Here is a 26,402-nt window from a genome sequence, read left to right as displayed (position 1 = left end):
CATTGGACATGGAGATTAGTATACTTAGGGGTATATAGAATGTGAGGGATAGAATTTGGATAGAATCAAAGTACATCTTTTGGGCAGACCATATGTAGAAGCAAATGGGGAAAGAGTGAATTTTCCTTACAAGAAAGCAGAAGGATTTTTCTATTATCTGTGCGTGAAAAAGACTGCCACAAGAGAAGAAATTATTTATGTGCTCTGGGGAGCGGACAATGAAAATGTAGGACGGAAAAATCTGCGGGAAGCTGTCTATCAGATAAAAAAACTGTTGGGAAAGGAAATACTGGTGACTGCGGGACACACCAGCATTTCCCTGAATCCGGAATGTATGCCCGAGATTGACTGGGACAGCATTACAGAGGAGAATATTCTGGAACATGAGGAAGAAGGTTTCCTGTCTCATTTTCATATTAAAAACAGTTATGAATTTGAGGAATGGGTGGATGCCATGCAGGAGCAGTACAACCAGTCTTTTATTAAGTCTGTCCGTCAGAGACTTTATGAGGCCGATGCGGTGAAGGATATGTCTCAGATACAGAAATACAGCAACATCCTGTTAAAGCATGACCCTTATAATGAAAAGCTTTATCAGGAGGTTATGGATATTTATGCGTCCGGGGGCAATTATAATATGGCCATTAAGCTGTATTATGATTTGGAAAAAGTGCTGGAGGAAGAACTGGGAGTAGAGCCTTCACCGGAGGTTACAGAATTGTTTCACCGTATTTTCAATGTGAAGGGAAATATTGCTGTGGACAATGGCAGCTGGAATTTGCCGTTTACGGGAAGGACAGAGGAAATTTATCGTATCAGCGAGTGCCTTACCGGTTCAGGGAAATGGCCGCATCCCCAGTGTGTTGCCATAGGAGGAGAAGAAGGCGTGGGAAAATCCGCCCTTTTGGAAAAGACCAGGCAGATGGTAAAAGGGTATCAGATGGTGTCTTTGTATGCGGCCTGCTATAAAGACGAAAGCGAATTTTTCCTCCGTCCCTGGAATGATATTTTCTGGGAAATCGAGCAGTGCATGGAAAGCGGGCTTCTGGAACGGGACATTACGGATGATGAAAGAGGAAAACTGAAAAAAGTGCTGAAGGGAATTCTCTCTGAAGGAAATGAAAAAATGGGACGACTCACCTATCAGATTATGGAACAGTCGGTGTTGGAAATGTTTCGGCGAATTGTGCAGCGTCATAAAGTAGTGCTGTTTTTTGACGATATTCAGTATATGGATCAGATGAGTTTTCAGCTTTTGAATCGTGTACTTCTCACCATGGGCACGGACAGGATTCTGCTGATGTGCACCTATAGTCAGGACAGCGATACAAAGGTTATGGAATCCCTGGAAAAACTCATGAAAAAGGATTGCCTGCAGGTTATTGCCTTAAATTCGTTTACAAAAAAGGAAACCGATGAATTGCTGCACAGGTATTTGCCCCAGCTGGACAAAGAAGAGGAAAAAAGGGAAAATATTTACCGGATGACAGACGGAAATGCCTTTTTCCTTATGGAACTCATGAATCTCATTAAAGAAAAGGGCTATACCCTGGAAATTTCCCCTAAGGCCACCAATGTCATTAAGGCCCGGCTGGCGGAACTTCCCCCGATGGAGACAGAGGTTTTGGAGTGTCTGTCCCTTTTTCCGGAGAAAATCAGTATTGAGGAATTGGAACTTCTGCTTCCGGGCTTAGACCGGCTGACTTTGATTCAGGTCCTGGAACGGCTTCAGGAGAGGCGGCTCATTAAGGAAATACTGGTGGGCTGGAATATTTATTATAAGTTTGTCCACCGGATTTTCAGAGAATATCTGTATGAGCGGCAAAGTGTAGGCAAGCGGCGGATGTACCACCAGATACTGGCGGAATATTATGAAAGCCAGGCGGAGACGAAAAAAAATTTCGAGTGTCTTCCAATGATTATTCACCACTATGAGAGATGCCATAACCAGGTGAAAACATATGAGTATAAGATAAAATACCTGAAAGAATACTATACCATTGTGAATGAGAATTTTCCTGTACTTCATTGGGAGATTGAATATGGCGATGATGAATTTGGCGTTACGGCAGGGGCAGGGGAAATGCTGGCTCTGGCAGAAGAGGTCATTCGTCTGGAGGACAATTCTCATCAGGCACAGGAAATGAAAATGGAAATGTATTACGTCAAAGGGCGTTACAAAATCGCAGTGGGAGAGTACAATACAGGAATTTCCTGTATTGTAAAGAGTATGGAACTGGCAGAGAACCTGGGAGAAAAGAAAATGCTGCTGAATAATTTCAAGCAGATGATTTTCTATGGTATTCAGGTGGAGGATTTGGCTCGAGTGGAGGAATTTGTAAACAGAGGACTGGAGCTTTTGGAAAAAGAAGAACAGCCTGCAGAGGAAAAAGGCGTTTTTACCAGGCTGAAAGGGTGGTATCTGCTGCATAAAGGCGCATACGAAGAGGCGGAGAAAACGCTGAATGAGGCTATGGAACTTTTCCGCACCTGCGCAGAGGAAAAAGAGCATTTCCGCATGAGCATTGCTGCCTGCCACGGATATCTGGGAGATATTAAGAGAAAGCAGGAGGATTTGGAGGCAGCCGTTGTCTGCTATACAAAGGCAGTGGAAATGGGAACCGGAAAAGTAATCACCAACGGTCTGGGGCAGTTTTATTCCGGTTTGGGACAGATTTTTTATTTGCAGCAGCAGGATAAGCTGGCAGAAGAATATCTGGAAAAAGCCGTTTCCTGTCTGAAACGCCATGGATATTACTGGGGACTGGAGAGAGCAGAGGCTTACATGGCTATGCTTCTGTGGAGAGAGAACAGAAAAGAAGAAGCCAGAGACTATTACCGGGACAGCAAAGAGTTGTCAGATAAAATCAAAAATCCCACAACCATGCGGCTTTTGGAAGAGATTCAGTCTTACATTACCGGGTGATTTTATTGTGTTAATATAGTAAAGTTGTACACTTGTATCGAAGCAACATGCTTTGGGGATGTGGATAAATACAAGCGTTCTACAAAACGTCTAAAAATACATTATGCAAAATGACATTTATTGACGCTTTTTTGACACCTAAATCTGTATAATTCCACATATAATATATATAGGAAAAGAGGGTGCGATATGAGTAATATTGTAATCACGGGAAAAGACCTGACACTGGAGCAGATTGCTGCTATTTGTCGTGGTCATGCGAAAATCGAATTAGCAGAAGAAGCAAAACAGAACATCATCGAATCCAGAAAGGTAGTTGATGACCTGGTTGCGGAAGAAAAGGTTGTATACGGAATCACTACCGGATTTGGTAAGTTCAGTGATGTGGTGATTTCACAGGATCAGTGTAAAGCACTTCAGAAAAACCTGATTATTACACATGCGGTAGGTGCCGGAAATCCGTTCTCAGAAGATATTGCAAGGGGCATTATGCTTCTTCGTATCAACAATCTGGTAAAAGGATTCTCAGGTATCCGTCTGGAAACTGTACAGACCATGGTTGATATGCTGAACAAAGGCGTGACAGCATTTATTCCGGAAAAAGGTTCTTTAGGCGCTTCCGGTGACCTTGCACCATTGTCTCATATGGTTCTGCCAATGCTGGGACTTGGTATGGCTTATTACGAAGGCGAACTCCTTCCGGGCGCAGAAGCAATGAAACGTGCAGGTATTCCTACAATTGAATTATCTGCAAAAGAAGGTCTGGCTTTAAACAATGGTACACAGGCTATGACTTCTGCAGGTTCTCTTGCACTTTATGATGCATTGAACTTACTGAAAGTAGCGGATATTGCTGACGCTCTTTGCTTTGAAGCACAGAACGGTGTGGTAGACGCCTTAGACCACAGAGTACATGATGTACGTCCGCACTCCGGACAGCTTGCTACTGCAAGAAACCTTCTGAAATTGCTGGAAGGCAGCAAAAATACTACACGCCAGGGCGAAATCCGCGTACAGGACGCTTATTCCTTAAGATGTTCACCGCAGATTCACGGCGCAAGCAAAGACGCCATCAACTATGTATTAGATAGAGTAAATATTGAAATCAATTCTGTAACAGATAACCCGATTATCTTCAAGGAAGACCGTGCAGGTATTTCAGGCGGTAACTTCCACGGTCAGCCAATGGCGCTTAGCTTTGACTTCCTTGGTATCGGTGTAGCTGAACTGGCAAACGTTTCTGAAAGACGTATTGAGCGTCTGGTAAACCCGGCATACAGTGATTTGCCTGCATTCCTTACACCGCACGGTGGAGTTTGCTCCGGTTTCATGATTGTTCAGTACTCAGCAGCAGCATTAGTATCTGAAAACAAGGTTCTTGCACATCCTGCATCTGTTGACAGTATTCCGTCTTCTGCAGGTCAGGAAGACCATGTATCCATGGGTACCATTGCAGCAAGAAAAGCTGGAGAGATTGCTAAGAACGTAAGACGTGTTCTTGCTATGGAATTGATGGTTGCCTGCCAGGGTATCGATATGAGAGGAAATAAAGGCCTTGGTAAAGGTACACAGGCTGCTTACGATTTAGTTCGTAAACAGGTGGCAACCTTAGATGATGACCGCGAATTATACGGTGATATCAACTACTGCGAAGAAATCATTGAAAATGGTTCTCTGATTAAAGCAGTTGAGGAAGCTATCGGTCAGGCAATCGAAACAAGATAAAGCAAAATTTATATTGCGGGTGCGGTGCCGCGGCGTTTGGAGAGGGACCCCTTTAGCGGCGGCATCAAGGTAAAAAAGAGGGAGGTTTATTTATGGAAAATTTACTTAATCCTGTTATTGTGGCAGTGTTACTTCTTTGTGTACTCTGCCTGTTGAAAGTAAATGTACTTTTATCCATGTTAATTTCATTATTTGTTGCCGGACTTATCGGCGGACTGCCCATTGTCAGCAGCGGTGATGAAGCAAGTATTATGAGTTCTGTAGTGGCCGGTTTCAGCGGCAATGCAGAAACAGCATTGGCTTACGTACTGCTTGGTACTTTTGCTTCTGCTATGGCTTATACCGGTATCACGGAAATCCTTTCCAAAAAAATTGCAAAAGCAGTAGGCGGAAATAAATGGATTCTGTTGACTATCTTACTGGTTATTGCATGTGCATCCCAGAATATCATTCCGATTCACATTGCATACATCCCGATTCTGGTTCCGCCATTACTGGCTATGATGAACAAGATGAAACTGGACAGACGTGGAGTTGCATGTACTATCGCTTTTGGTCATAAAGCACCGTACATCGCAGTTCCTATGGGATTTGGTTTGATTTTCATGGGTATTATCCGAGATAATATCAACGATAATGCGAAAGATTTTGGCTGGAAAGTTACTGTTGGGGATATCACAAAAGTAAACTGGATTCTTGCAGTAGCTATGGTTATCGGTCTTGCTATCGCCGTATTCATTACATACAGAAAGCCTCGTGAATACAAAGATATTCAGCTTGAGGGTGTACATGAAACAGAAGATTTGACACTGAAATATGAACACTGGGTAACACTGGCCGCTATCGTCGTTGTAGTTGCACTTCAGATTATCTACGGTTCTCTTCCGGTGGCAGCTCTTGGGGGTCTTCTGGTTATGTTTATCTTCCGTGCAGTAAAACCGAAAGATATTGACGAGCAGTTCCAGGGCGGTATTAAATTAATGGGATTCATTGCATTTGTTATGTTGGTAGCAGGTGGTTTTGCAACTGTTCTGCAGAATACAGGTGCTGTAAATGAACTTGTTAAGAGTGCGATTTCCTTAATGGGCGGAAATAAGTGGATTGCAGCAACGATTATTACTTTAATTGGTCTGTTGGTAACCATGGGTATTGGTACTTCTTTCGGTACAGTTCCTGTACTGGCAGTATTATACGTTCCGTTATGTCATGAGATTGGTTTCTCACCGGCAGCAACAATCGTTCTGATGTCGGCAGCAGCAGCGCTTGGAGATGCTGGTTCACCTGCATCAGATACCACGCTTGGACCAACCTCCGGTCTGAACGCAGATGGTCAGCATGACCATATTTGGGATACTTGTGTACCGACATTCTTACACTTCAATATCCCGCTGATGATTGCAGCAATCGTTGCAGCTCAGTTCTTATAAGAGTAAGACGTGGATGTTCGATAATCTGATTCGGCACCCGTTACACTTATATATATAATAGATAGCAATCGTCTATTGTTACATCATGCAGGAAGAATCTGTTCCGTCGCCTGCGGAGCAGATTCTTTTGTCGTGCGCCTTGCGGCGCACGTCACTAAAGGGTGCAAGTCCCTAATCCGCCCTAGTAGTGGGAAGGATACAGCCAATGACAAGGGTGTCCATCGTGAGGTGGAATCTGAAGGAAGTCGGATGGCAAATCTCTGGTCTGACGAACAGAAATCACATCAGGCTATAGTTAAGGATAAGGTTGCGACACAAACTGAAGTCCTATAACTACCCGGAATTAACTATAGTAAATGTGGCAGATACATGGAGAGAAAGTGACGTGTGGTACCAAGGGAGGTCTCGTCAGCGGATGGAAACAGAGTATGAAATCCGTGAGTAACAACGAATGGCGAGAAGTCAGCAGAAGCCATAGTAAACCGACGGTTGCAAACGTCGGCGAAGGGCTGAACTTTAGGAGACACAAGCAATGAATGTAACTGAAAGTGGATTTAAGAACAGACAACTTCATATAGAGGACTATCTGCAAATGGTATCTGCGGAACAGAAAGAGTATGCAGAAGTGTTCGACTACTCTAAGATTACTGAAAAGAGCGGTGTCATCACAGACTATTGGACGAACAATCTTTTGGATTTGATTTTGCGGAAAGACAATCTTAACAATGCCTATAAGCAAGTCAAAAGAAACAAAGGGAAAGGCGGAATTGATGGAATGCAGGTGGATGAACTTCTGCCATTCCTAAGAAGAAACCAAGAAGCCTTAATCCAAGAGGTAAGGGAAGGAAGATATAAGCCTAACCCAGTTCGCAGGGTAGAAATACCCAAGGAAACAAAAGGCGAGTTTCGAAAGCTGGGAGTTCCTACTGTCGTTGACAGAGTGATTCAACAGGCGATAGCACAGGAACTCTCACCAATCTTTGAGGAGCAATTCTCAGAGAATAGTTTTGGATTCAGACCGAAAAGAGGAGCACATGATGCCCTTAGACAATGCCAAAAGAACGTAAATGACGGCTATGTATATGTAGTGGATATGGGCTTGGAGAAGTTTTTTGATACCGTATGTCAAAGTAAGTTAATAGAGGTATTGTCACGAACCATCAAGGATGGAAGAGTGATTTCGTTAATACAAAAATACCTGAATGCGGGAGTGATGGCAAACGGGAAATTCGAGCGAACAGAAGTCGGAATGCCACAAGGTGGACCATTGAGTCCGTTGCTCAGCAACATATTATTGAAGGAAAGTTATTTCTGAAAGTAAACAGGAAGAAAACAGAGGTGGCTCACATCAGCAAGGTCAAGTATCTAGGGTATACCTTTTATAGATACAAAGGCAAATGCAGATTCAGAGTACATCAAAAGTCAGTAGCCAAGATGAAAAATAGAATTCGAGAACTTACTGATAGAAACAAAGGTATTAGTAATGCAGAGCGAGAAAAGAAGTACCAAGAGTATGTGCGAGGATGGGTGGAATACTTTAGACTAGCAGATATGAAAGGACTTCTCAAAACAACGGATGAATGGGCAAGACGTAGAATCCGAGCAGTTTATTGGAAACAATGGAAGAAAATCAAAACAAAGTATCGAATGTTGAAAGCATTGGGAATGGAACATTGGAGAGCGAAGGAACTTGTATGTAGTAGAAAAGGATATTGGAGAATGGCGAAAGTCTTGAATCAAATCTTTTCAAAGAAAATAATAGCCAAGCTAGGATATACATCCATGCTTGACTATTATCTGGTAGTTTGTGAAAACTAAAGAACCGCCTAGTACCGAACGGTATGCTAGGTGGTGTGGGAGGACGGTAAATAAAATAATTATTTACCTCCTACCCGATTTTGAAAAAATTTTTAAAAACTTTACAAAATTAGTCTGGAAACTTTTGAGAAACTGTGGTAGACTGAATAAGAACTGAAGAATGAATTTCAGAAAATGTGAAAAAATAAATTTTAACAGGAGGTATTTAACCATGAAAAAATATGTATGTGAACCATGCGGATATGTATATGACCCTGAATTAGGAGACCCGGATAACGGAATCGAACCGGGAACAGCTTTTGAAGACCTTCCGGAAGATTGGGTATGCCCAGTCTGTGGTCTTGGAAAAGAAGAATTTGTAGAGGAAGACTAATTCCATATACAAGCAGCAAAGTCTGTTAAAGAACAGGAAAAGGAGAAATTTCCCACAGAGGAGGTTTCTTCTTTTTTGCTTTTTGGCAGAAATCTGTTTGCGAAAAAGGCGAAATTGCTTTAATATAGTGGTAATGGATTTTTATACAGGAGGAGTACAGGGATGATTTACACAATTAAAAATGAAAATCTGGAAGTGTCTATAGAAGACCTGGGGGGACAGATGTGTTCCATAAAGGATACAAAAGGAAGAGAATACTTGTGGCAGAGAGATGAGAAATACTGGGGAGACAGCGCTATTAACCTGTTTCCGTACATTGCACGTTTGACACAGGGAAAATATACATATCGGGGAAAAACCTATGAAATGGATATTCATGGATTTCTGAAAGATTCTGTTTTAAAGGTAAAGGACAAAACAGCAGATAAAATCGTATTTTCTTTACGGGACAGTGAAGAAACTTACCGGCAGTATCCATTTCACTTTGAACTGAAATTGAAATACCAGCTGCAGGGAAAGGAACTGAAAGTGACTTACAGTGTGAAGAACAAAGACAGAAAGAAAATGTACTTTGGTATAGGCGGACATCCCGGCTTTTTGCTTCCCTGGGAAGAGGGACTCTCTTTTGAGGACTATGATATTGCGTTTGCTTCCTCAGAAAATATGATGCGGGTAGGCATGTCAGAAGACTGCTTTGTAACCGGAAAGGATGAAGCCTTTCCACTTGACGAACAGAAGCGGCTGCACCTGCGGCATGATTTGTTTGACCATGACGCCATTATCTTAAGAAATGTTCCCACCCGCCTGCGTCTGGAAGCAGAAAAAGGAAGTGTGGGACTGGAGATGGAAACAAAGGGGCTTCCCTATCTGGGCATCTGGCATATGCCCCATACAGATGCGCCTTATGTGTGCATAGAGCCATGGAGTTCTCTGCCGTCCCGAAAAGATGTGATTGAGGATTTGGAAACCCAGGAAAACCTGCAGATACTGCAGCCAAAGGGGTATTATTCCGGATTTTTTAAATTGAAATTGCAGGAAACATCAGAAAGCAGATGACAGGAGATTGGAGGAAACGGAAGATGAAGTTTACGAAAATGCAGGGAATCGGAAATGATTATGTGTATGTGAATTGTCTGGAGGAAAGGGTAGAACATCCTTCTGAAACAGCTATAAAGGTCAGTGACCGTCATTTTGGCATTGGTTCAGACGGATTGATTTTAATCAAACCATCTGAAAAAGCTGATTTTGAAATGGAAATGTACAACGCAGACGGAAGTCAGGGAGCCATGTGCGGAAATGGTATTCGCTGTGTTGCAAAATATGTGTATGACTATGGTCTGACTAAAAAGACTCAGATTTCTGTGGATACCAAAAGCGGAATCAAGTATCTGGATTTGACGGTGAAAGACGGAAAGGCAGTGGAAATCAGGGTGAATATGGGAAGGCCCATACTGGAAGCAGAGAAAATTCCTATGAAGTATCCCCAGTCTCCGGTGATTGCCAAACCTTTAAACGTAGGAGAAAACATTTATGAGGTGACTGCGGTATCGATGGGAAATCCTCATGCTGTAGTGTTTGTGGAGGACGTGCAGAACCTGGATATTGAAAAGGTGGGACCGGACTTTGAAAAACACCAGGCCTTTCCGGAGAGTGTGAATACGGAATTTGTCCGTGTTCTGGACCGCAAAACGGTGGAAATGCGGGTTTGGGAGAGGGGCAGCGGAGAAACTCTGGCCTGCGGAACAGGAGCCTGCGCTGTGGCCGTTGCCTGCGCTTTAAACGGTTACACGGAAGATGCAGTCACCGTAAAGCTTTTAGGGGGAGATTTGAAGATTGCCTGGGACAGAGAGGACAATCTGGTTTATATGACTGGCCCGGCCCAGGTGGTATTTGACGGAGAAATCCGGCTTTAAATAAAAAAACAGGAGAAAAAGATTAGAGAAATGGTTTTAAAAAGAAGTATGAGCCTTGAAGATAAAAGGTTTTATTCCAATGTAGCCCGTCTGGTTATGCCTATGGCGATTCAGAATCTGATTAACGTAGGTGTAACCTCTACGGATGTCATTATGCTTGGAAAGGTAGGGGAGACAGCGCTTTCCGGCGTTTCCCTGGCAAATCAGGTGTATTTTATCCTTTCCCTTTTATTTTTCGGACTGACTTCCGGGGCTTGTGTGCTGACGGCACAATATTGGGGAAAGAAGGATACCAGAACCATTGAAAAGGTTATGGGTATGTCTTTTCGGATTTCCCTTTTGGCTGCTGCAGTCTTTACTTTGGCAGCACTGGTGTTTCCGGCTCTTTTAATGCGGATTTTTACCACAGACCAGGCTGTCATTGAGGCAGGGGTCAGCTATCTGCGGATTGTGGCATTTTCCTATATGCTGTCTGCATTTACCAATGTGTATCTGAATATTATCCGCAGTGTGGAGAAGGTGGTTATCGCTACCGTTGTGTACGGTACGTCTCTGCTGGCTAATATTATTTTTAATGCAATTTTTATTTTCGGACTTTTGGGAGTCCCGGCAATGGGAGCAGCAGGCGCAGCGCTGGGAACGCTGCTTGCAAGAACCATAGAAGTGCTGATTGTGGTTTTTTATGCAGTGAAGATGAACGATGTGGTGAAAATTCGCTGGCGGGATTTCTTTGTAAAAGACAAAGCCCTGGGAAAAGATTTCTTTACCTATGCCTTTCCGGTGCTTTTAAACGAACTGGCATGGGGCGCGGGTATGGCGGCTATTTCCGCTATTGTGGGACATCTGGGCAGTTCTGCTGTGGCAGCTCACTCCGTGGCGCAGGTATGCAGACAGCTTTCTATGGTGATTGGCTTTGGTATTTCCAGCGCAGCGGCTATTATGATTGGAAAGGCCATCGGAGAGAAGAAAGAGGAACTGGCCAGAGAGTACGGAAGGCGCTTTGTAAAGATTGCTGTTTTATGCGGTATCGGCGGGGGACTTCTGATACTGGGCATTTCGCCTCTGGTTAAAAGCCTGCTGAATCTCACCCCTCTGGCCAAAAGCTATCTGACGGCTATGATGCTGATTATGTCCTATTATGTGGTGGGGCAGTCTGTGAATACCACGATGATTGTGGGGATTTTCCGGGCAGGAGGGGACACCCGGTTCGGGTTGATTCTGGACGTGAGCGTGATGTGGCTTTGCTCTATCCTGGGCTCTGCAGTGGGGGCTTTTGTTCTGGGGATTCCCATGCCCTGGGTTTATATTCTGCTGTGCAGCGATGAGATTATCAAGATACCGTTTTCGGTGTACCGCTATAAAACGTATAAGTGGCTGCGAAACGTTACCAGATAAACGAAATATTACAGGAGAAAATAGAAAGTACCCCTTGACAAAAATGAAATTGTGCACTTTCAATAATGTTGTGCCGAAAACCGGTTTCCATAAAACGAAAAGAGGGAAAAAATCAGGAAAAGAAAAACTTTTTTTGTCAGGTGACATTTTGTCGAAGTATGTTGAATACGGGGATAATAGAGGAAAGTGGAGAATATTAGTACAGAATTGTGCAATATTCCCACTTTCTTTCCTGTGTGAAAAGTGATATACTGTGGAATACAAAATGTTGTGAAATGAAAAGTGAAAAATATTATACTATACCAGATATAGTGTTTTAAAGTGTATGAGGTGAAAGTGATGATGTATGTAGTTAAGAAAGATGGTACGAAAGAGGATTTTGATGTTCAGAAAATCGTGAGGGCAGTGAACAAATCCGCATCCAGAATTATGTATAATTTCAAAGAGGATGAGGTGAAATTTATCTGCCGCTATGCCCAGGAAAAGGCGGATTCTCTGGATAAAGAAGAGATTTCCATTCAGGATATGCACAATATTGTGGAGGGGGCTCTGGAAGAAGTCAATCCATCTGTTGCAAAGAGCTACAGAGATTATCGCAATTATAAGCATGACTTTATTCATATGATGGATGAGGTGTATACCAAGAGCCAGTCCATCCGCTACATTGGGGACAAGAGCAATGCCAATACGGACAGCGCCCTGGTGGCTACCAAGCGCAGCCTGATTTTCAATGAACTGAATAAAGAACTGTATCGGAAGTTCTTTATGAACCGCAACGAACTGCAGGCCTGCAAGGACGGGTATATTTATATTCACGACCAGTCTGCCCGTCTGGATACCATGAACTGCTGTCTCTTTGACGTGGCTAATGTGTTAAGAGGCGGCTTTGAAATGGGAAATGTGTGGTACAATGAGCCGAAGACCCTGGATACGGCTTTTGACGTTATGGGAGATATTGTGCTCAGTACGGCAGCCCAGCAGTACGGCGGCTTTACCGTGCCGGAAGTGGACAAGATTCTGGCCCCTTATGCGGAAAAAAGCTACGAAAAATATAAGGAAGAATTTCTTGCTTATGTAGCCCCGGACTGGGAACTGGCAGAGGAGAGAGCCGAGCAGTATGCTGTGGATAAGGTAAAGAGAGACTTCGACCAGGGCTGGCAGGGAATAGAGTATAAGCTGAATACGGTGGGATCTTCCAGAGGAGATTATCCTTTTGTTACCGTGACTCTGGGACTGGGTATGAAGAAATTTGAGAAAATGTGCAGCATTTCTCTTCTGGAGGTTCACAAGGGCGGACAGGGAAGAGAAGGTCATAAAAAACCGGTGCTGTTTCCAAAGATTGTGTTCCTCTATGATGAGAATCTTCATGGAGAGGGCAGAGAAGGGGAGGATGTGTTTGAGGCAGGAATTTCCTGTTCTGCCAAAACCATGTATCCGGACTGGCTTTCTTTAAGCGGCAAGGGCTATATTTCCAGTATGTATAAAAGATACGGAAAGGTTATCAGTCCTATGGGCTGCAGAGCCTTTTTAAGCCCCTGGTACGAAAGAGGCGGCATGACTCCGGCAGATGATAAGGACGTTCCTGTATTTGTGGGACGGTTTAACGTGGGCGCAGTCAGCCTCCATCTTCCCATGATTCTGGCAAAGGCCAGAGCCGAGAATAAGGATTTCTACGAGGTGCTGGATTTTTATCTGGAAATGATTCGTCACCTGCATATTCGTACTTACGATTATCTGGGTGAGATGAAGGCGTCCACAAATCCGCTGGCTTACTGTGAGGGCGGTTTTTACGGCGGCAACTTAAAACCTTCGGATAAGATTAAACCGCTTTTAAAACCGATGACTGCTTCTTTTGGTATTACGGCATTAAATGAACTGCAGGAGTTGTACAACGGTAAATCCATTCGCGAGGACGGCAAGTTTGCCTTGGAAGTACTGCAGTATATCAATAAAAAAGTAGAGCAGTACAAATATGAGGACGGCAATCTGTATGCCATTTACGGTACTCCGGCAGAGAGTCTCTGCGGCCTTCAGGTAGAGCAGTTCAGAAAGATGTACGGTATCGTGGAGGGGGTTTCTGATCGTCCGTATGTGAGCAACAGCTTCCACTGCCATGTAACAGAGGAAATGACTCCCATTGAGAAGCAGGATTGCGAGGGCAGATTCTGGGAACTCTGCAATGGCGGCAAAATTCAGTATGTGCGTTATCCCATTGGATACAATGTAGACGCCATTCGGGCACTGGTGCGCAGAGCTATGGATTTGGGCTATTATGAGGGCGTGAACCTGTCTTTGGCTTACTGTGATGACTGTGGTCATGAGGAGCTGGAAATGGATGTGTGTCCGGTATGCGGTTCCACCAATCTGACCAAAATTGATCGTATGAACGGCTACCTTTCCTATAGCCGTGTACACGGAGATACCCGTCTGAATTCTGCTAAGATGGCGGAAATTGCAGAGCGGAAATCTATGTAAATATATGCGCTGTCCCAGAAGAGGAGAAGAGACAGAAGTCTTCTCCACCTCTACAGGAACAGCGCTCTTTTTGTGCAAGAAATATACGGTGTAGTGTAAAGGTTTTTCCTTGGATTTTCTGACAAATTGTGATAACATAAATACAGTTTTAAAAATCACAGTGTGGGGATTTGAGGAGGGAGAATATGGATTCTTATGGGTATTTACTGGATTTGGCACTGATATTGCTGACTACAAAGGCGTTTGGGCTTCTGACTCGGCGCATCAGCCTGCCGCAGGTAGTAGGGGCGCTGCTGGCAGGGCTGCTTTTAGGGCCGGCCTGTTTGGGAGTCTTACATCAGACGGAGTTTATTTATCAGGTATCAGAAATCGGTGTGATTGTTCTGATGTTTTGTGCAGGACTGGAGACGGATATCGATGAACTGAAGAAAAGCGGAAAGGCTTCGTTTATTATTGCCCTTTTGGGTGTGATAGTGCCGCTTCTGGGCGGTCTGGGAGTAGCAGCTTATTTTAACCGCCCGGGAATGTTAGAATCTGCCGCCGGAACCAGTCTGATTTTGCAGAATGTTTTCATTGGTGTTATTTTAACGGCAACCTCGGTAAGTATTTCGGTGGAAACCTTAAAGGAAATGGGCAAGTTAAATACCAGAGCGGGAAATGCCATTTTAGGGGCGGCCATTATTGATGATATTCTGGGAATCATTGCCCTTACAGTTATTACCAGTCTTGCAGATTCATCTGTAAATGTATGGCTGGTGTTCGGAAAGATTCTGGGATTTTTTGTCTTTATCGGTGTGGGCGGATATATCATTCATGTCCTGTTCCAGAAATGGGTAAAGGGATATGAGCGGGATTTGCAGCGTTTTGTCATTCTGGCGTTTGTTATCTGCCTTGTATTTTCTTACTGCGCAGAAGAATTTTTTGGTGTTGCAGACATTACAGGAGCTTTCTTTGCCGGGCTGATTATTACAAAAACAACTCATACCAATTACATTGCAAGAAGATTTGGGATTTTGTCTTATATTTTCCTGTCTCCGGTATTTTTCGCCAATATTGGTCTGCAGGTAGAACTGCCGAAAATGAGTGCCATGATTGTGGTGTTTGCAGTAATACTGGTGGTAGTGGCAGTGCTGACGAAAATCATTGGCTGCGGTCTGGGCGCAAAAATGTGTCATTACAGCAACCAGGACTGTATCCGCATTGGTATGGGGATGATTTCCAGAGGCGAGGTGGCATTGATTGTGGCTGCCAAAGGAAATGCCATTGGCCTGATGGCTCCGGATTTGCTGGGACCGGTTGTTATTGTAGTGGTGATTACCACCATTATTTCCCCCATTCTTCTGAAATTGACTTTTAGAGAGAAGAAGGGAGAAGCAGAAGGCACAGATTTTGTGGAAACGGAATTAATCCGTCAGGTGCAGGGATTTGAAGAAGAGGAACAACAGGAAAAATCCAGATATGTAAAAAAATAGAGAAAGAGAAAAGGGGCTGCTGCGTGTTTCATGCATCGGCTCTTTTCGGATAGAGGAGAGAAAATATGAAACTTCTTTTGGCGGCAGTCAATGCCAAATATATTCATTCCAATCTTGCAGTATACAGCATGAAGGCATACTGCAGAGCATTTGCAGACCACATAGAACTGGCGGAATATACCATCAATCAGCAGGAGGATGAGATTTTAAAAGATTTATATCGGAAAAAACCTGAGATTTTGTGCTTTTCCTGCTATATATGGAATATTTCTTTTATAAAGGAACTGATTCGTAATGTGAAGAAAATCCTGCCGGACACGGTGATTTGGGCAGGAGGCCCGGAGGTGTCTTACGACGCAGAGCAGTTTCTGGAAGAAATGCCGGAGGTTTTCGGCGTGATGTGCGGAGAAGGAGAGGAGACCTTCCGGGAATTAACACAATATTATGTAAATTTAGAGCGGAACACAGAAAAAGGGACGGAACTGGAAAAGATAGACGGTATTGTTTTCCGAAAGGGGAAAGAGATACAAAAAACGGCGCCAAGGGCCATTCTGGATATGGATACACTGGTGTTTCCCTATCAGGATATGGAACTTTTTCATCATCGGATTATTTATTATGAGAGCAGCAGAGGGTGTCCCTTTTCCTGTAGTTACTGTCTTTCTTCTATAGATAAGAAGCTGCGTTTTCGGAGTACGAAGCTGGTGAAACAGGAGCTGCAGTTTTTTCTGGATAACCAGGTGCCTCAGGTAAAGTTTGTGGACCGGACATTTAACTGCAAAAAGGAGCATGCACTGGAAATCTGGCGTTATATTCAGGAACATGACAATCAGGTGACGAATTTCCACTTTGAAATTGCTGCAGATTTGCTGACCGAAGAGGAAATTGCCCTGATACACACCATGCGTCCGGGACTGATTCAGCTGGAAATCGGGGTGCAGTCTACCAATGAGGACACCATAAGGGAAATTCGCAGAAAGACCAGTTTTGAAAAAATTTCCCAAAAAGTAAGACAGGTGCAGGCCGGAAAGAATGTGCACCAACATCTGGATTTGATTGCGGGGCTTCCGCTGGAAGGGTATGACAGTTTCCGAAAATCGTTTGATGACGTCTACGGATTGAGGCCTCAGCAGCTCCAACTGGGATTTCTGAAGGTTCTGAAAGGTTCTTATATGTATGAGAAGCGGGAAGAATATGGCTGTGTGTACAAGCAGAGAGAGCCTTATGAGGTGCTTTCCACAAACTGGCTGTCTTACGGAGAAATCTGCCGTCTGAAAGGCATTGAAGACATGGTAGAGGTGTATTATAACAGCGGACAGTTTACCCGTACCATAGAGGCCCTGGAGAAAGAATTTTCAGACGCCTTTGCCATGTATGAAGCTCTGGCAGATTTTTATGAGAAAAAGGGCTATTTCGGCATTTCCCATACCAGAATCCGGAGATATGAAATTCTCCTGGAATTTTTAGAAGAACAAGGAAAGGAAGATTTGGCATATTTCCGGGAACGGATGGTTTTTGATTTGTATGCAAGAGAAAATCTGAAGACCAGGCCTGTGTGGGCAGGAGAACAGAAGCTTTACAAAGAGCAGATACAGAACTTTTATCGGAAAGAGGCAGAAGAACCCCGGCTTTTGAGGCAGTATGGGGGATATCAGCCAAGGCAGTTGGAAAAAATGACACATTTGGAGGTCTTTACTTATGATGTGTTGAGCCAAAAACGGGAGAAAGGGCAGTATCCGGTTTTATTTGACTATAAAGAACGCAGCCCCCTGACCCATGACGCAAGAGTCTGTGCTGTGGAGTTTGAGCAGAGAAAGGAGGACGTATGACAAAGAGGACAAAGGAAATTCTGGAGAAGCTGGATGAGGTTTATACCAGAGAATACAAATGCTATCTGAATCACGAAAATCCGGGACAGCTTTTGATTGCCACCATGTTAAGCGCCCAGTGTACGGATGCCAGAGTCAACATTGTCACAAAAGATTTGTTTGTGAAATATCCGGATATGGAGGCTTTTGCAAAAGCAGATTTAAAGGAGTTGGAGCAGGATATTAAGCCTACGGGATTCTATCACAATAAGGCAAAGAACATTATTGGCTGCGCCCAGAGAATCTGTCAGGTATACGACGGAGAGGTTCCGCGCAGTCTGGAGGATTTAACCAGCCTGCCCGGTGTGGGAAGGAAGACGGCCAATGTGATCCGGGGAAATATTTTTCATGAGCCAAGTGTGGTGGTGGATACCCATGTAAAGCGGATTTCCAAGCGGCTGGGACTGACGAAGGAAGAGGATCCGGAAAAAGTGGAAATGGAACTGATGAAGGTTTTGCCCAAGAACCACTGGATTCTCTATAACATTCAGATAATTACTTTTGGACGGCAGATCTGCTTTGCCAGGTCGCCCAAATGCGAGGAGTGTTTTCTTACAGAATATTGCAGGGAATACAAAGAAAAACAGAAGAAAAGCAGGAAAAAAACATGAGAGCATATGTGACACTGGATTTGGAAACGACAGGTCTGGAACCGAGAAAAGACAGAATCATTGAAATTGGCGCCGTGAAGGTACAGGGCGGCATGGTGACAGGAGAGTACGCTACACTGGTGAATCCCCGAATGGAGATACCGGAGAGAATTACGGCCCTTACAGGCATTTCAGACGAAATGGTGCAGGGAAAGCCGTATGTACGGGAAGCGCTGGAGGGGCTTCTGGAGTTTTGTGAGAATCTGCCGCTTCTGGGGCATAACCTGATGTTTGACTACAGCTTTGTGAAGCACAATGCAGTCAATCTGGATATGGACTTTGAGAAAGAGGGCATGGATACGCTGAAGCTGTCCAGGATTCTGCTGCCGGATTTGCCCAGCAGAAGTCTGCAGAACCTGCGGGTACACTACCAAATTCCACAGGGGGATGCCCACAGGGCTTTAGAGGATGCCCGTACTACTTATAAACTTTATGAGCGGCTGCGGCAGGAGTATGAAGAACAGCATCCTGAACTTTTTTGTCCGGTTCCTCTTTTCTATAAGGTGAAAAAGCAGGGGCCCATAACTCCGGCACAAAAACGATACTTGCAGGATTTGATAAAATATCATAGAATAGACCTGAATGTGGAGGTGGAGAGTCTGACAAAGAATGAAGCTTCCAGACTTATTGATACGATTTTAGGCACTTATGGAAAGATAGAGAGGTAAAGGATTATGAATAAAAAAAATTCCGGGAAAAAACAGATAGTTGCAGGGATTCTGGCGGTGTTTATGATTCTGGCTATGGTGCTTCCCATGATAGCGTATGCTTTATAAGAACAGACGGAGGGACAGACCATGAAAATAGGGAAACTGCCGGAACCAATGCTGATTCGTTCCGTTTTAAGAGAAGTTGGACACAGAAGAGAAGAAATCCTGGCAGGACCGGCTGTAGGCCGTGACTGTGCGGTGATGGAACCCAGGGAAGGAGAAGTTTACGTGTTTTCCTCCGACCCTATTACCGGCACCACAAAGGATATGGGGAAACACAGTGTTTATATTACTGCCAATGATTTAGCGGCTGCCGGGGCAGAGCCAGTGGGCATTATGCTCACCATTTTGCTGCCGCCTAAGACAGAAGAGAGAGAGCTGAAAGAAATTATGCGGGGAGTGGAATCTACCTGCAGAGAACTGAATATGGAAATTATGGGCGGCCATACAGAGATTACCGATGTGGTAAAACAACCGCTGCTTTCCCTTACAGGTGTAGGCAGAATGAAGAAGGAACAGATGATGGAGCCCGGAGGCATAAAGCCGGGACAGGACATTGTGATTACCAAATGGATTGGATTGGAAGGTACCTCTATTGCGGCCAAGGAAAAGGAAAAACTGCTTTTGGAACGGTTTGCGCCGCTGTTTGTGGATACGGCCAAAGGGTTTGACCAGTATCTTTCGGTGCTGCCGGAGGCAAAGATTGCCGGCGCGTGGGGCGTTTCTGCCATGCATGACATTACAGAGGGCGGTGTGTTCGGCGCTCTGTGGGAAATGGCCTCAGGCTCAGATGTTGGACTGGATATCGACTTAAAGAAGATTCCGATTCGCCAGGAGACGGTGGAGGTCTGTGAGGTGCTGGGGCTCAATCCCTATATTCTCATGTCCAGCGGTTCTATGATGATAGCAGCCCAGGATGGACATGGCCTGGTAAGAGAATTGCATCAGGCGGGAATTTTTGCGGCAGTGGTGGGAAAGGCTACGGCAGGAAAAGAGCGGATTTTGCGAAACGGAGAAGAAACCCGGTATCTGGACAAGCCCCAGAGTGACGAATTGTATAAAATCTATCAGAAGGATTGAGGAGTAAGAAATGGCAAAGCTGAATATTGTGTTATTTGAGCCGGAGATTCCTGCTAATACGGGAAATATCGGAAGAACCTGTGTGGCAACGGGTACCCGCCTGCATTTAATCGAACCCTTGGGCTTTAAACTGAACGAAAAGGCTATTAAGAGAGCAGGCATGGATTACTGGAAAGATTTGGATGTGAAAACTTATGTAAATTATCAGGACTTTCTGAATCAAAATCCCGGTGCCAAAATCTATATGGCAACCACCAAAGCGCCTAAAACTTATGTGGACGTCCAGTATGAGGAGGATTGCTATATTATGTTTGGAAAGGAGAGCGCGGGAATTCCGGAAGAGATTCTGCTGCAAAACCAGGAGACAGCTATTCGTATTCCTATGATAGGAGAGATTCGCTCTTTAAATCTCAGCAATTCGGTGGCGATTGTGCTGTATGAGGCTCTGCGCCAGAACCATTTTGACCATATGCGTCTGGAAGGACATCTGACGAAATACGAATGGAAATAAAATAGAAGAAAAGCACAGAGGAGCAGGATTACCGCTCTTCTGTGCTTTTTTGCAGGGTAAAAATAAATTCGGTCCCCACGTCTTCGGTGCTGATGACATTGATGTTCTGCTTGTGGGAATTGATGATCTCCTTTACAATGGCAAGCCCAAGCCCGGTACCTTTGCGGTCCTTGCCACGGGAGGAATCAATTTTATAGAACCGATCCCAGATTTTCCCCAGACTGGCTTTGGGAATACCGCAGCCCTTGTCCTTCACGGAAATGAAAACCGTATCGTGTTTCAGGGAGGATTCCACTTTAATCACAGACTCCTCCGGGCTGAATTTAATGGCATTGTCAATGAGGTTATAGAGTACCTGCTGAATCTGTCCCATATCGGCCCGTACAAACAGGGTCTGGCCGGTCAGCAGAAGTTCGATGGAAATCCGTTTCTGCCTGCAGGTGCCCTCAAAGGATTCGGCAGTGCTTTTTATGATACTGTTGATGTCAAAATCCGAATAATCCAGCTGCCGTCCCTTTTCATCCAGATTGTTCAAAGTCAAGAGACTTTGGGTCAGCTTGTAGAGGCGGTCGGTTTCATGCACCACGATTTTCAGGTATTTCTCCTGCATTTCCGGAGGAATGGTACCGTCTAAAATAGCTTCTGTATAGCCCTTGATGGAGGTCAGGGGGGAGCGGAAATCGTGGGAGACGTTGGCAATGAATTTGCGCTGATAGTTTCCCGTCATGTCCAGTTCATCGGACATATAGTTCAGCGTCCCGGCCAGATATCCCAGTTCATCCTCTTTTTCCAGAGGGATGTTGTATTTCAGATTTCCCGCAGCAAAGGCATCCGCCCCCTGTATGATTTTCCGGAGGGGGCGGTAAATCATGAGAGAAAATACCGGAATAATAGCCATCATAATGAGAAGAAACAGGAGAAACAGAATGTAAATCATGTTCATCAGAGCGTCATGCTGTTCCTGCAGGACACGCATGGGAAGGTGCATGGCTACATAGCTCTCCACAGACATGTTTCTGGTGACAGGCACCATGACGCTTAAATGCGGTTCGCTGAACTGGTGAAAAAAATCCCCGATCCGGTAGTAGGAACCGCTGGCTGTTCCGGGATTAAAGCCTGTAATGATAGGGAAATCCTCTGTTTTTGGTTCCGAAGCGGTATTCAGCAGAATTTCGCCCTTGGGGCTGATAATCCAGACGTCACAGTGGCGGTAAGAGGCCAGAGTGCACAGATTTTCATACAGCTGGTTGTCTCGTTCCTCATCATTTTGGAAATACTGCACATCATGACTCTGGGCAATGGTGGTAGCTTCCTGATACAGTTCCCCGCTGTACACGGATTCCAGATGTTTCTGCACCTGACGGTTTCCCACAAAATAAATGGTGCAGAAGCCCAACAATCCCAGAATGACAATGGCAAGCACATATTTTACATAGAGAAATTTTTTCATTTGTTTTTGACCTCGAATTTATATCCGATACCCCAGACTGTGGCAATGGACCAGGCCGGGTGGTCTTTGATTTTTTCCCGGAGACGTTTGATATGCACGTCCACGGTGCGGGTGTCTCCAATGTATTCGTATCCCCAGATATGGTCTAAAAGCTGTTCTCTGGTAAAGACCTGATTCGGTGAAGAGGCCAGAAAATACAGAAGCTCCAGTTCCTTTGGCGGCATATCCAGCTGATTTCCATAGTAGATAACAGAATAATTCGTCAGGTTAATAGCCAAATCCGGGTATTCCACATATTTTCCGGAAGGCTGGGTGGAGGGCGCCACATTGGGCTGATAACGTCGAAGCACGGCTTTCACCCTGGCCACCAGTTCTTTGGAATCAAAGGGTTTAATCATATAGTCGTCCGCCCCCAGTTCCAGTCCCAGCACCTTATCAAAAATTTCGCCTTTGGCAGAAAGCATGATAATGGGAACATTGGATTTCTGGCGGATTTCCCGGCAGACCTGATAGCCGTCCATACCGGGCAGCATCAAATCCAGAAGAATCAGGTTTGGGGCAAAGGAGGAAAAAGCGGATAAGGCTTCTTCCCCGTCATTTACAATTTTAGTGTCAAAACATTCTTTGGTGAGATACAGAGAAATAAGCTCTGCAATATTGTTGTCATCGTCTACGATGAGAATTTTCTGTTTTACTGCCATGCTGCAGTCCCCCTCTATTTTTTTAATTCTACAATGGTCACGCCTGCATCTCCTTCTCCAAATTCTGCAAGATGGAAATCCTGTACATATTTCAGGCGCTTTAAGTAGTTGTGTACGCCTTTTCTGAGGGCGCCGGTGCCCTTGCCGTGTACTACCCGGACACTGCTTAAGTGTGCAAGGTAGGCGTCGTCCAGATATTTGTCCAGTTCGGCAACGGCTTCGTCCACGGTTTTTCCAAGCAGATTGATTTCCGTGCGCACGGAGGCGGATTTGCTCATTTTAATCTTTCCGGCGCCGGTGCGCTGCAGGGAAGGCGAGGTGATTACCGGTTCGTCAATCAGCTGCAAATCGGACAGAGATACTTTGGAACGGAGAATACCCATCTGGACAAATACCATGCCCTTGGCATCCGGTTTGGAACTGATAGTGCCTTTGACATTCAGACTTAACACCTTTACAGCGTCTCCTAAAGATACGTCTTTGGCTGTCAGGGTGGATTTTTTCTTTTCCGGCGTCTTTAAAGCCATTTTCTTTGCGGTTTTGTCCATTTTCTTTCGCAGTTCGGAACGTTTCTGCTCCAGTTCTCTGGCTGTCATGGATTCCTGACCCGCTTTGTTGAAAATTTTCATGGTCTGGTCCGCATATTCCTTGGCTTCCCGTAAAATCCGGTGGGCTTCTTCGTTGGCTTCCTGGAGAATCCGGTCTTTTCTCTGTTCCAGCTTGTCTTGTTTGGTTTCCAGCTGTTCTTTCAAAGTCTGGATTTCTTCTTTGTACCGGGCAATTTCGGCCTGCTCGCTTTCAATCGTCCGGCGGCTTTCTTCCAGAGAGGTGAGCACATCTTCAAAAGATTCGTCCTCCTGGCTGATTTGTTCTTTGGCCTTTTCAATAATATAATCCGGCAGTCCCAGCTTTCCGGAAATGGCAAAAGCATTACTCTTTCCCGGTACGCCGATAAGCAGGCGGTAAGTGGGGCGCAGGGTTTCTACGTCAAATTCGCAGGAGGCATTTTCCACGCCCGGCGTAGAAAGGGCATAGACCTTCAGTTCGCTGTAATGGGTGGTTGCCATGGTGCGGACTCCTTGTGCGTGAAGATGGGAGAGAATGGCAATGGCCAGAGCTGCGCCCTCAGTAGGGTCTGTTCCGGCGCCAAGCTCGTCGAAAAGCACCAGAGAGTCCCGGTCTGCTTTTTCCAGAAAACGTACCACATTGGTCATGTGGGAGGAAAAGGTACTGAGAGACTGCTCAATGCTCTGCTCGTCCCCGATGTCCGCATAAACCTCCCGAAAGACACTGAGACGGGAATGGTCAAAGGCAGGAATGTGAAGCCCGGACTGCCCCATTAAGGTCAGAAGTCCTACGGTTTTTAAAGAAACGGTTTTACCGCCCGTGTTGGGGCCGGTTACTACCAGCAGGTCAAAGGTTTCGCCCAGACGGATGTCAATGGGAACTACTTTATGTTTTTCAATAAGAGGGTGGCGTCCCTTTTTGATGTCAATAATGCCCTCTGTGTTGAAAAGGGGTTCTGTTGCATTCTGGGCTTTCGCCAGAAGGGCTCTGGCAAAGATAAAATCCAGCTGTGTCAGGACTTTTAAGTCATCATCCAGCATTTCCAGACTTTCCGCAGCTGTTTCACTGAGGCCTGCCAGAATCTTTTCGATTTCTGTCTGTTCCTGAATTTCCAGTTCCCGCAGCTCGTTGTTCAGCTTGACAACAGCCATGGGCTCTACAAATACCGTAGAACCGGTGGAGGACTGGTCATGTATCATGCCGGGAATCTGTCCCTTGTGCTCTGCCTTTACGGGGATACAGTAGCGACCGTTTCGCATGGTAACCACTGCGTCCTGCAGGTAGGTTCTGGCACTGCCGCTTACATAGGAAGAAAGCTGGCTGTGGATTTTATCATTGGTATTTTTCATGGTTCTGCGCACCTGTTTCAGTCCTGCACTGGCGTCGTCAGCAATCTCTTCTTCTGAGAGAATACAGCGGCGGATTTCCAGTGACAGAGGCGTCAAAGGCTGCAGAAGTTCAAAGAGAGGGTCTAAGGAGTCCCCGGTATCATTCTCTGTTTCTCTGCGGGAATAGGCTTTGGCCCGGTTGGCATTTTCCAGAAGGCTGCAGATGGAGAGCAGTTCCCCGGTTCCCAGAGTGCTGCCGATTTCCAGCCGCTTTAGGGAACCCCGGATGTCCCGGACGCCGCCAAAGGACAGAGAGCCTTTCTGGTATACACGGGACAGGGCGTCTGCGGTTTCCTGCTGCATGGCTTCGATTTCCGCCAGATTGTCAAGCGGCGTCAGATTCCGGCAAAGTTCCTTTCCCATAGAAGAAGAGGCAAACCCTTCTAAAAGTTCTGTGATTTTATTGTATTCTAAAGTTTTTAATGCTTTTTGATTCATAGTATTCACCTTATCCAGTTTTTTAAGATTCCGCTTCCTATTTTACATGAAAACAGGCAGAAAGAAAAGGTTCTGAGGGGGAATTTTTGTGGGATGAGAGAGAAAATTTTGTGTAATCTTCATAAAAAGTTCATAAACATTCGGTATAATAGTACAAAATACAGTCTAATGCGGAGTGTTGAACATGGACGAAAAAAAGAATGAGGGACAAACAAATCAGGAGAAAAAGGAAGAGAACTCCTATGAATTTCTGAAAGAAACGATTAAGGCGAAGCCTTGGAACAGGAAGAAGCTGGCAAAGCAGGTGGGAAAACTTCTGGCTTCGGGAGCCGTGTTTGGGCTTGCGGCGGCTGTTGTGTTTTCCGTAGCAGCGCCGGCTATGACCGGTAAAATTCTGGAAAAGAAGGATGCCAGCAAGGTTACGTTTCCCCAGGAAGAAGACCAGGAGGAAGAGGAAAAGAAAGAGGGGGAAGCCGATGCGCAGAATGAGGAACTGCCGGAAAGTCAGGGCGGAGGGGACGCCTCTGCTCCTGTGGCACAGGACATGACCCCGGAGGAATACAAGAAACTGTATGGGGATATTTTTGCCACAGCGGATGAAGCGGAAAAAGCCATGGTAACGGTAATTGGAAATAAAAATGATGAGGATTGGTTTCAGACGCCTTACGAAGAGCAGATTTCCGGGATTCTGGTGGCAGAGAGCGGGCAGAATTATTTTGTGCTGACGGAATACCGGATTGTGGAGAATGTGGACCGTATCCAGGTGGTCTTCTATGACGGCACCGTGACGGATGCCAGATTCCAGAAGGCAGACCAGAATACAGGGCTGGCAGTGCTGAAAATTGACAAATCCGGTCTGGACAGTTCGTTAAAGGAAAAAATTGCCGTTGCACCGCTGGGCGAGTCCTACAATCTGAAGCTGGGAGAACCGGTTCTTGCAATTGGAAGTCCTATGGGGTATAGTGATTCTGTTGGTTATGGAATTGTGACTTCTACTTCAGATACAGTGTCCAGAGTGGACGCGCAGTATGGACTTCTCACTACAGATATTACAGGCAGCAGTCAGGGAAGCGGTGTGATTTTAAATCTGGAAGGGGAAATTGTGGGGATAATTGCCCAGAGCTTTGGCGGGGAGGAAAACGGAAACCTTATTATCGGGCTGCCGATTTCCCAGATAAAGGATTTGATTCAGACACTTTCCGATGAAAATAAGGAGATGGTGTATCTGGGTATCACGGGAGAAGACATTACTGCGGAAATTTCCGAGAAAAAGGGAATTCCGGTGGGGATTTTCGTAGAAAAGGTAGAGGTGGATTCTCCGGCTATGCAGGTGGGAATTCAGAACGGAGATGTGATTATAGAGCTGAACGGTGAAAAAGTAGAAACGGTAAAAGGATATCAGCAGCAGTTAAAATCCTGTAAATCCGGGGAAACCGTAAAGGTGAAGGCCATGCGCCAGGGAACAGAAGGATATGTAGAAGTCTCCTTTAACGTAACATTAAAAACAAGGTAGAG

The 26,402-nt window shown here is 45.2% G+C and carries 20 protein-coding genes; 17 read left to right on the top strand and 3 right to left on the bottom strand.

The window, feature by feature from the left end; genetic code table 11:
- The first annotated feature begins 55 nt into the window (after window positions 1-55).
- The 16 genes from WBS51_RS04820 (at window position 56) to WBS51_RS04745 (ending at window position 20,343) form a co-directional block, all read left to right on the top strand.
- Entirely contained in the window at window positions 56-2,926 is a 2,871-nt protein-coding gene (locus tag WBS51_RS04820) for a BTAD domain-containing putative transcriptional regulator (protein WP_291683313.1), read from the top strand.
- A 189-nt stretch (window positions 2,927-3,115) separates the two neighbouring features.
- Window positions 3,116-4,651: a histidine ammonia-lyase gene (hutH, locus tag WBS51_RS04815; RefSeq protein WP_173748422.1), complete on the top strand. Its 1,536-nt coding sequence runs from the start codon at window positions 3,116-3,118 to the stop codon at window positions 4,649-4,651.
- 92 nt (window positions 4,652-4,743) lie between these two features.
- A complete protein-coding gene (locus WBS51_RS04810) occupies window positions 4,744-6,078 on the top strand; it encodes a Na+/H+ antiporter family protein (RefSeq protein ID WP_173748424.1) in 1,335 nt (444 codons plus the stop codon).
- A gap of 532 nt (window positions 6,079-6,610) precedes the next feature.
- Window positions 6,611-7,393 (top strand): reverse transcriptase domain-containing protein, encoded by a 783-nt coding sequence (locus WBS51_RS04805; protein WP_330489627.1) that lies wholly within the window; start codon window positions 6,611-6,613, stop codon window positions 7,391-7,393.
- 119 nt (window positions 7,394-7,512) lie between these two features.
- Window positions 7,513-7,896: a group II intron maturase-specific domain-containing protein gene (locus WBS51_RS04800; RefSeq protein WP_330660239.1), complete on the top strand. Its 384-nt coding sequence runs from the start codon at window positions 7,513-7,515 to the stop codon at window positions 7,894-7,896.
- Window positions 7,897-8,107: 211 nt separating this feature from the next.
- Window positions 8,108-8,269, top strand: coding sequence for a rubredoxin (gene rd, locus WBS51_RS04795; RefSeq protein WP_173748425.1), 162 nt, complete (start codon window positions 8,108-8,110; stop codon window positions 8,267-8,269).
- Between the two features lie 162 nt (window positions 8,270-8,431).
- Window positions 8,432-9,325: an aldose 1-epimerase family protein gene (locus WBS51_RS04790; protein WP_173748427.1), complete on the top strand. Its 894-nt coding sequence runs from the start codon at window positions 8,432-8,434 to the stop codon at window positions 9,323-9,325.
- Between the two features lie 23 nt (window positions 9,326-9,348).
- On the top strand, window positions 9,349-10,182 hold the full coding sequence (dapF, locus tag WBS51_RS04785) for a diaminopimelate epimerase (protein WP_173748429.1): 834 nt from the start codon (window positions 9,349-9,351) through the stop codon (window positions 10,180-10,182).
- 48 nt (window positions 10,183-10,230) lie between these two features.
- On the top strand, window positions 10,231-11,577 hold the full coding sequence (locus WBS51_RS04780) for an MATE family efflux transporter (RefSeq protein ID WP_331520322.1): 1,347 nt from the start codon (window positions 10,231-10,233) through the stop codon (window positions 11,575-11,577).
- Window positions 11,578-11,916: 339 nt separating this feature from the next.
- A complete protein-coding gene (gene nrdD / locus WBS51_RS04775; protein WP_294462046.1) occupies window positions 11,917-14,052 on the top strand; it encodes an anaerobic ribonucleoside-triphosphate reductase in 2,136 nt (711 codons plus the stop codon).
- 185 nt (window positions 14,053-14,237) lie between these two features.
- Window positions 14,238-15,524, top strand: a complete 1,287-nt coding sequence (locus WBS51_RS04770; protein ID WP_173748435.1) for a cation:proton antiporter — start codon at window positions 14,238-14,240, stop codon at window positions 15,522-15,524.
- Between the two features lie 65 nt (window positions 15,525-15,589).
- Entirely contained in the window at window positions 15,590-17,353 is a 1,764-nt protein-coding gene (locus WBS51_RS04765; protein WP_173748437.1) for a B12-binding domain-containing radical SAM protein, read from the top strand.
- A complete protein-coding gene (nth, locus tag WBS51_RS04760; protein ID WP_173748439.1) occupies window positions 17,350-18,003 on the top strand; it encodes an endonuclease III in 654 nt (217 codons plus the stop codon). The genes WBS51_RS04765 and nth overlap by 4 nt, the downstream gene beginning before the upstream one ends.
- On the top strand, window positions 18,000-18,710 hold the full coding sequence (locus WBS51_RS04755; RefSeq protein ID WP_173748441.1) for a 3'-5' exonuclease: 711 nt from the start codon (window positions 18,000-18,002) through the stop codon (window positions 18,708-18,710). The genes nth and WBS51_RS04755 overlap by 4 nt, the downstream gene beginning before the upstream one ends.
- 129 nt (window positions 18,711-18,839) lie before the next feature.
- On the top strand, window positions 18,840-19,832 hold the full coding sequence (locus WBS51_RS04750; protein WP_173748443.1) for an AIR synthase family protein: 993 nt from the start codon (window positions 18,840-18,842) through the stop codon (window positions 19,830-19,832).
- A 10-nt stretch (window positions 19,833-19,842) separates the two neighbouring features.
- Window positions 19,843-20,343 (top strand): tRNA (cytidine(34)-2'-O)-methyltransferase, encoded by a 501-nt coding sequence (locus WBS51_RS04745; protein ID WP_173748445.1) that lies wholly within the window; start codon window positions 19,843-19,845, stop codon window positions 20,341-20,343.
- Between the two features lie 28 nt (window positions 20,344-20,371).
- Here the strand turns inward: WBS51_RS04745 and WBS51_RS04740 are convergent, their stop codons facing one another.
- The 3 genes from WBS51_RS04740 to WBS51_RS04730 are packed head-to-tail and all read right to left on the bottom strand — an operon-like array spanning window position 20,372 to window position 24,887.
- Window positions 20,372-21,793 (bottom strand): sensor histidine kinase, encoded by a 1,422-nt coding sequence (locus WBS51_RS04740; protein ID WP_173748447.1) that lies wholly within the window; start codon window positions 21,791-21,793, stop codon window positions 20,372-20,374.
- Window positions 21,790-22,494 (bottom strand): response regulator transcription factor, encoded by a 705-nt coding sequence (locus tag WBS51_RS04735; protein ID WP_173748449.1) that lies wholly within the window; start codon window positions 22,492-22,494, stop codon window positions 21,790-21,792. The genes WBS51_RS04740 and WBS51_RS04735 overlap by 4 nt, the downstream gene beginning before the upstream one ends.
- 14 nt (window positions 22,495-22,508) lie before the next feature.
- Window positions 22,509-24,887, bottom strand: a complete 2,379-nt coding sequence (locus tag WBS51_RS04730; RefSeq protein WP_294462055.1) for an endonuclease MutS2 — start codon at window positions 24,885-24,887, stop codon at window positions 22,509-22,511.
- A gap of 184 nt (window positions 24,888-25,071) precedes the next feature.
- Between WBS51_RS04730 and WBS51_RS04725 the strand changes: the two genes are divergently transcribed.
- The gene (locus tag WBS51_RS04725; protein WP_173748453.1) at window positions 25,072-26,400 is read left to right on the top strand and encodes a S1C family serine protease; all 1,329 of its coding nucleotides are present in this window, start codon (window positions 25,072-25,074) and stop codon (window positions 26,398-26,400) included.
- Window positions 26,401-26,402: the final 2 nt, after the last annotated feature.

It is taken from the genome of Blautia acetica (assembly GCF_038739805.1).
Taxonomy (GTDB): domain Bacteria; phylum Bacillota; class Clostridia; order Lachnospirales; family Lachnospiraceae; genus Blautia.
The sequence above is the reverse complement of the archived record's forward strand: the minus strand, read 5'-3'. Positions and strand labels throughout refer to the sequence as shown.

Coding starts and splice junctions, on each gene's coding strand:
- WBS51_RS04765 (WP_173748437.1), top strand. CDS start 15,590: ATGAAACTTCTTTTGGCGGCAGTCAATGCCAAATATATTCATTCCAAT.
- rd (WP_173748425.1), top strand. CDS start 8,108: ATGAAAAAATATGTATGTGAACCATGCGGATATGTATATGACCCTGAA.
- WBS51_RS04770 (WP_173748435.1), top strand. CDS start 14,238: ATGGATTCTTATGGGTATTTACTGGATTTGGCACTGATATTGCTGACT.
- WBS51_RS04725 (WP_173748453.1), top strand. CDS start 25,072: ATGGACGAAAAAAAGAATGAGGGACAAACAAATCAGGAGAAAAAGGAA.
- WBS51_RS04730 (WP_294462055.1), bottom strand. CDS start 24,887: ATGAATCAAAAAGCATTAAAAACTTTAGAATACAATAAAATCACAGAA.
- WBS51_RS04750 (WP_173748443.1), top strand. CDS start 18,840: ATGAAAATAGGGAAACTGCCGGAACCAATGCTGATTCGTTCCGTTTTA.
- WBS51_RS04735 (WP_173748449.1), bottom strand. CDS start 22,494: ATGGCAGTAAAACAGAAAATTCTCATCGTAGACGATGACAACAATATT.
- nrdD (WP_294462046.1), top strand. CDS start 11,917: ATGATGTATGTAGTTAAGAAAGATGGTACGAAAGAGGATTTTGATGTT.
- WBS51_RS04740 (WP_173748447.1), bottom strand. CDS start 21,793: ATGAAAAAATTTCTCTATGTAAAATATGTGCTTGCCATTGTCATTCTG.
- nth (WP_173748439.1), top strand. CDS start 17,350: ATGACAAAGAGGACAAAGGAAATTCTGGAGAAGCTGGATGAGGTTTAT.
- hutH (WP_173748422.1), top strand. CDS start 3,116: ATGAGTAATATTGTAATCACGGGAAAAGACCTGACACTGGAGCAGATT.
- WBS51_RS04780 (WP_331520322.1), top strand. CDS start 10,231: ATGAGCCTTGAAGATAAAAGGTTTTATTCCAATGTAGCCCGTCTGGTT.
- WBS51_RS04755 (WP_173748441.1), top strand. CDS start 18,000: ATGAGAGCATATGTGACACTGGATTTGGAAACGACAGGTCTGGAACCG.
- WBS51_RS04790 (WP_173748427.1), top strand. CDS start 8,432: ATGATTTACACAATTAAAAATGAAAATCTGGAAGTGTCTATAGAAGAC.
- WBS51_RS04745 (WP_173748445.1), top strand. CDS start 19,843: ATGGCAAAGCTGAATATTGTGTTATTTGAGCCGGAGATTCCTGCTAAT.
- WBS51_RS04805 (WP_330489627.1), top strand. CDS start 6,611: ATGAATGTAACTGAAAGTGGATTTAAGAACAGACAACTTCATATAGAG.
- WBS51_RS04800 (WP_330660239.1), top strand. CDS start 7,513: ATGAAAAATAGAATTCGAGAACTTACTGATAGAAACAAAGGTATTAGT.
- dapF (WP_173748429.1), top strand. CDS start 9,349: ATGAAGTTTACGAAAATGCAGGGAATCGGAAATGATTATGTGTATGTG.
- WBS51_RS04810 (WP_173748424.1), top strand. CDS start 4,744: ATGGAAAATTTACTTAATCCTGTTATTGTGGCAGTGTTACTTCTTTGT.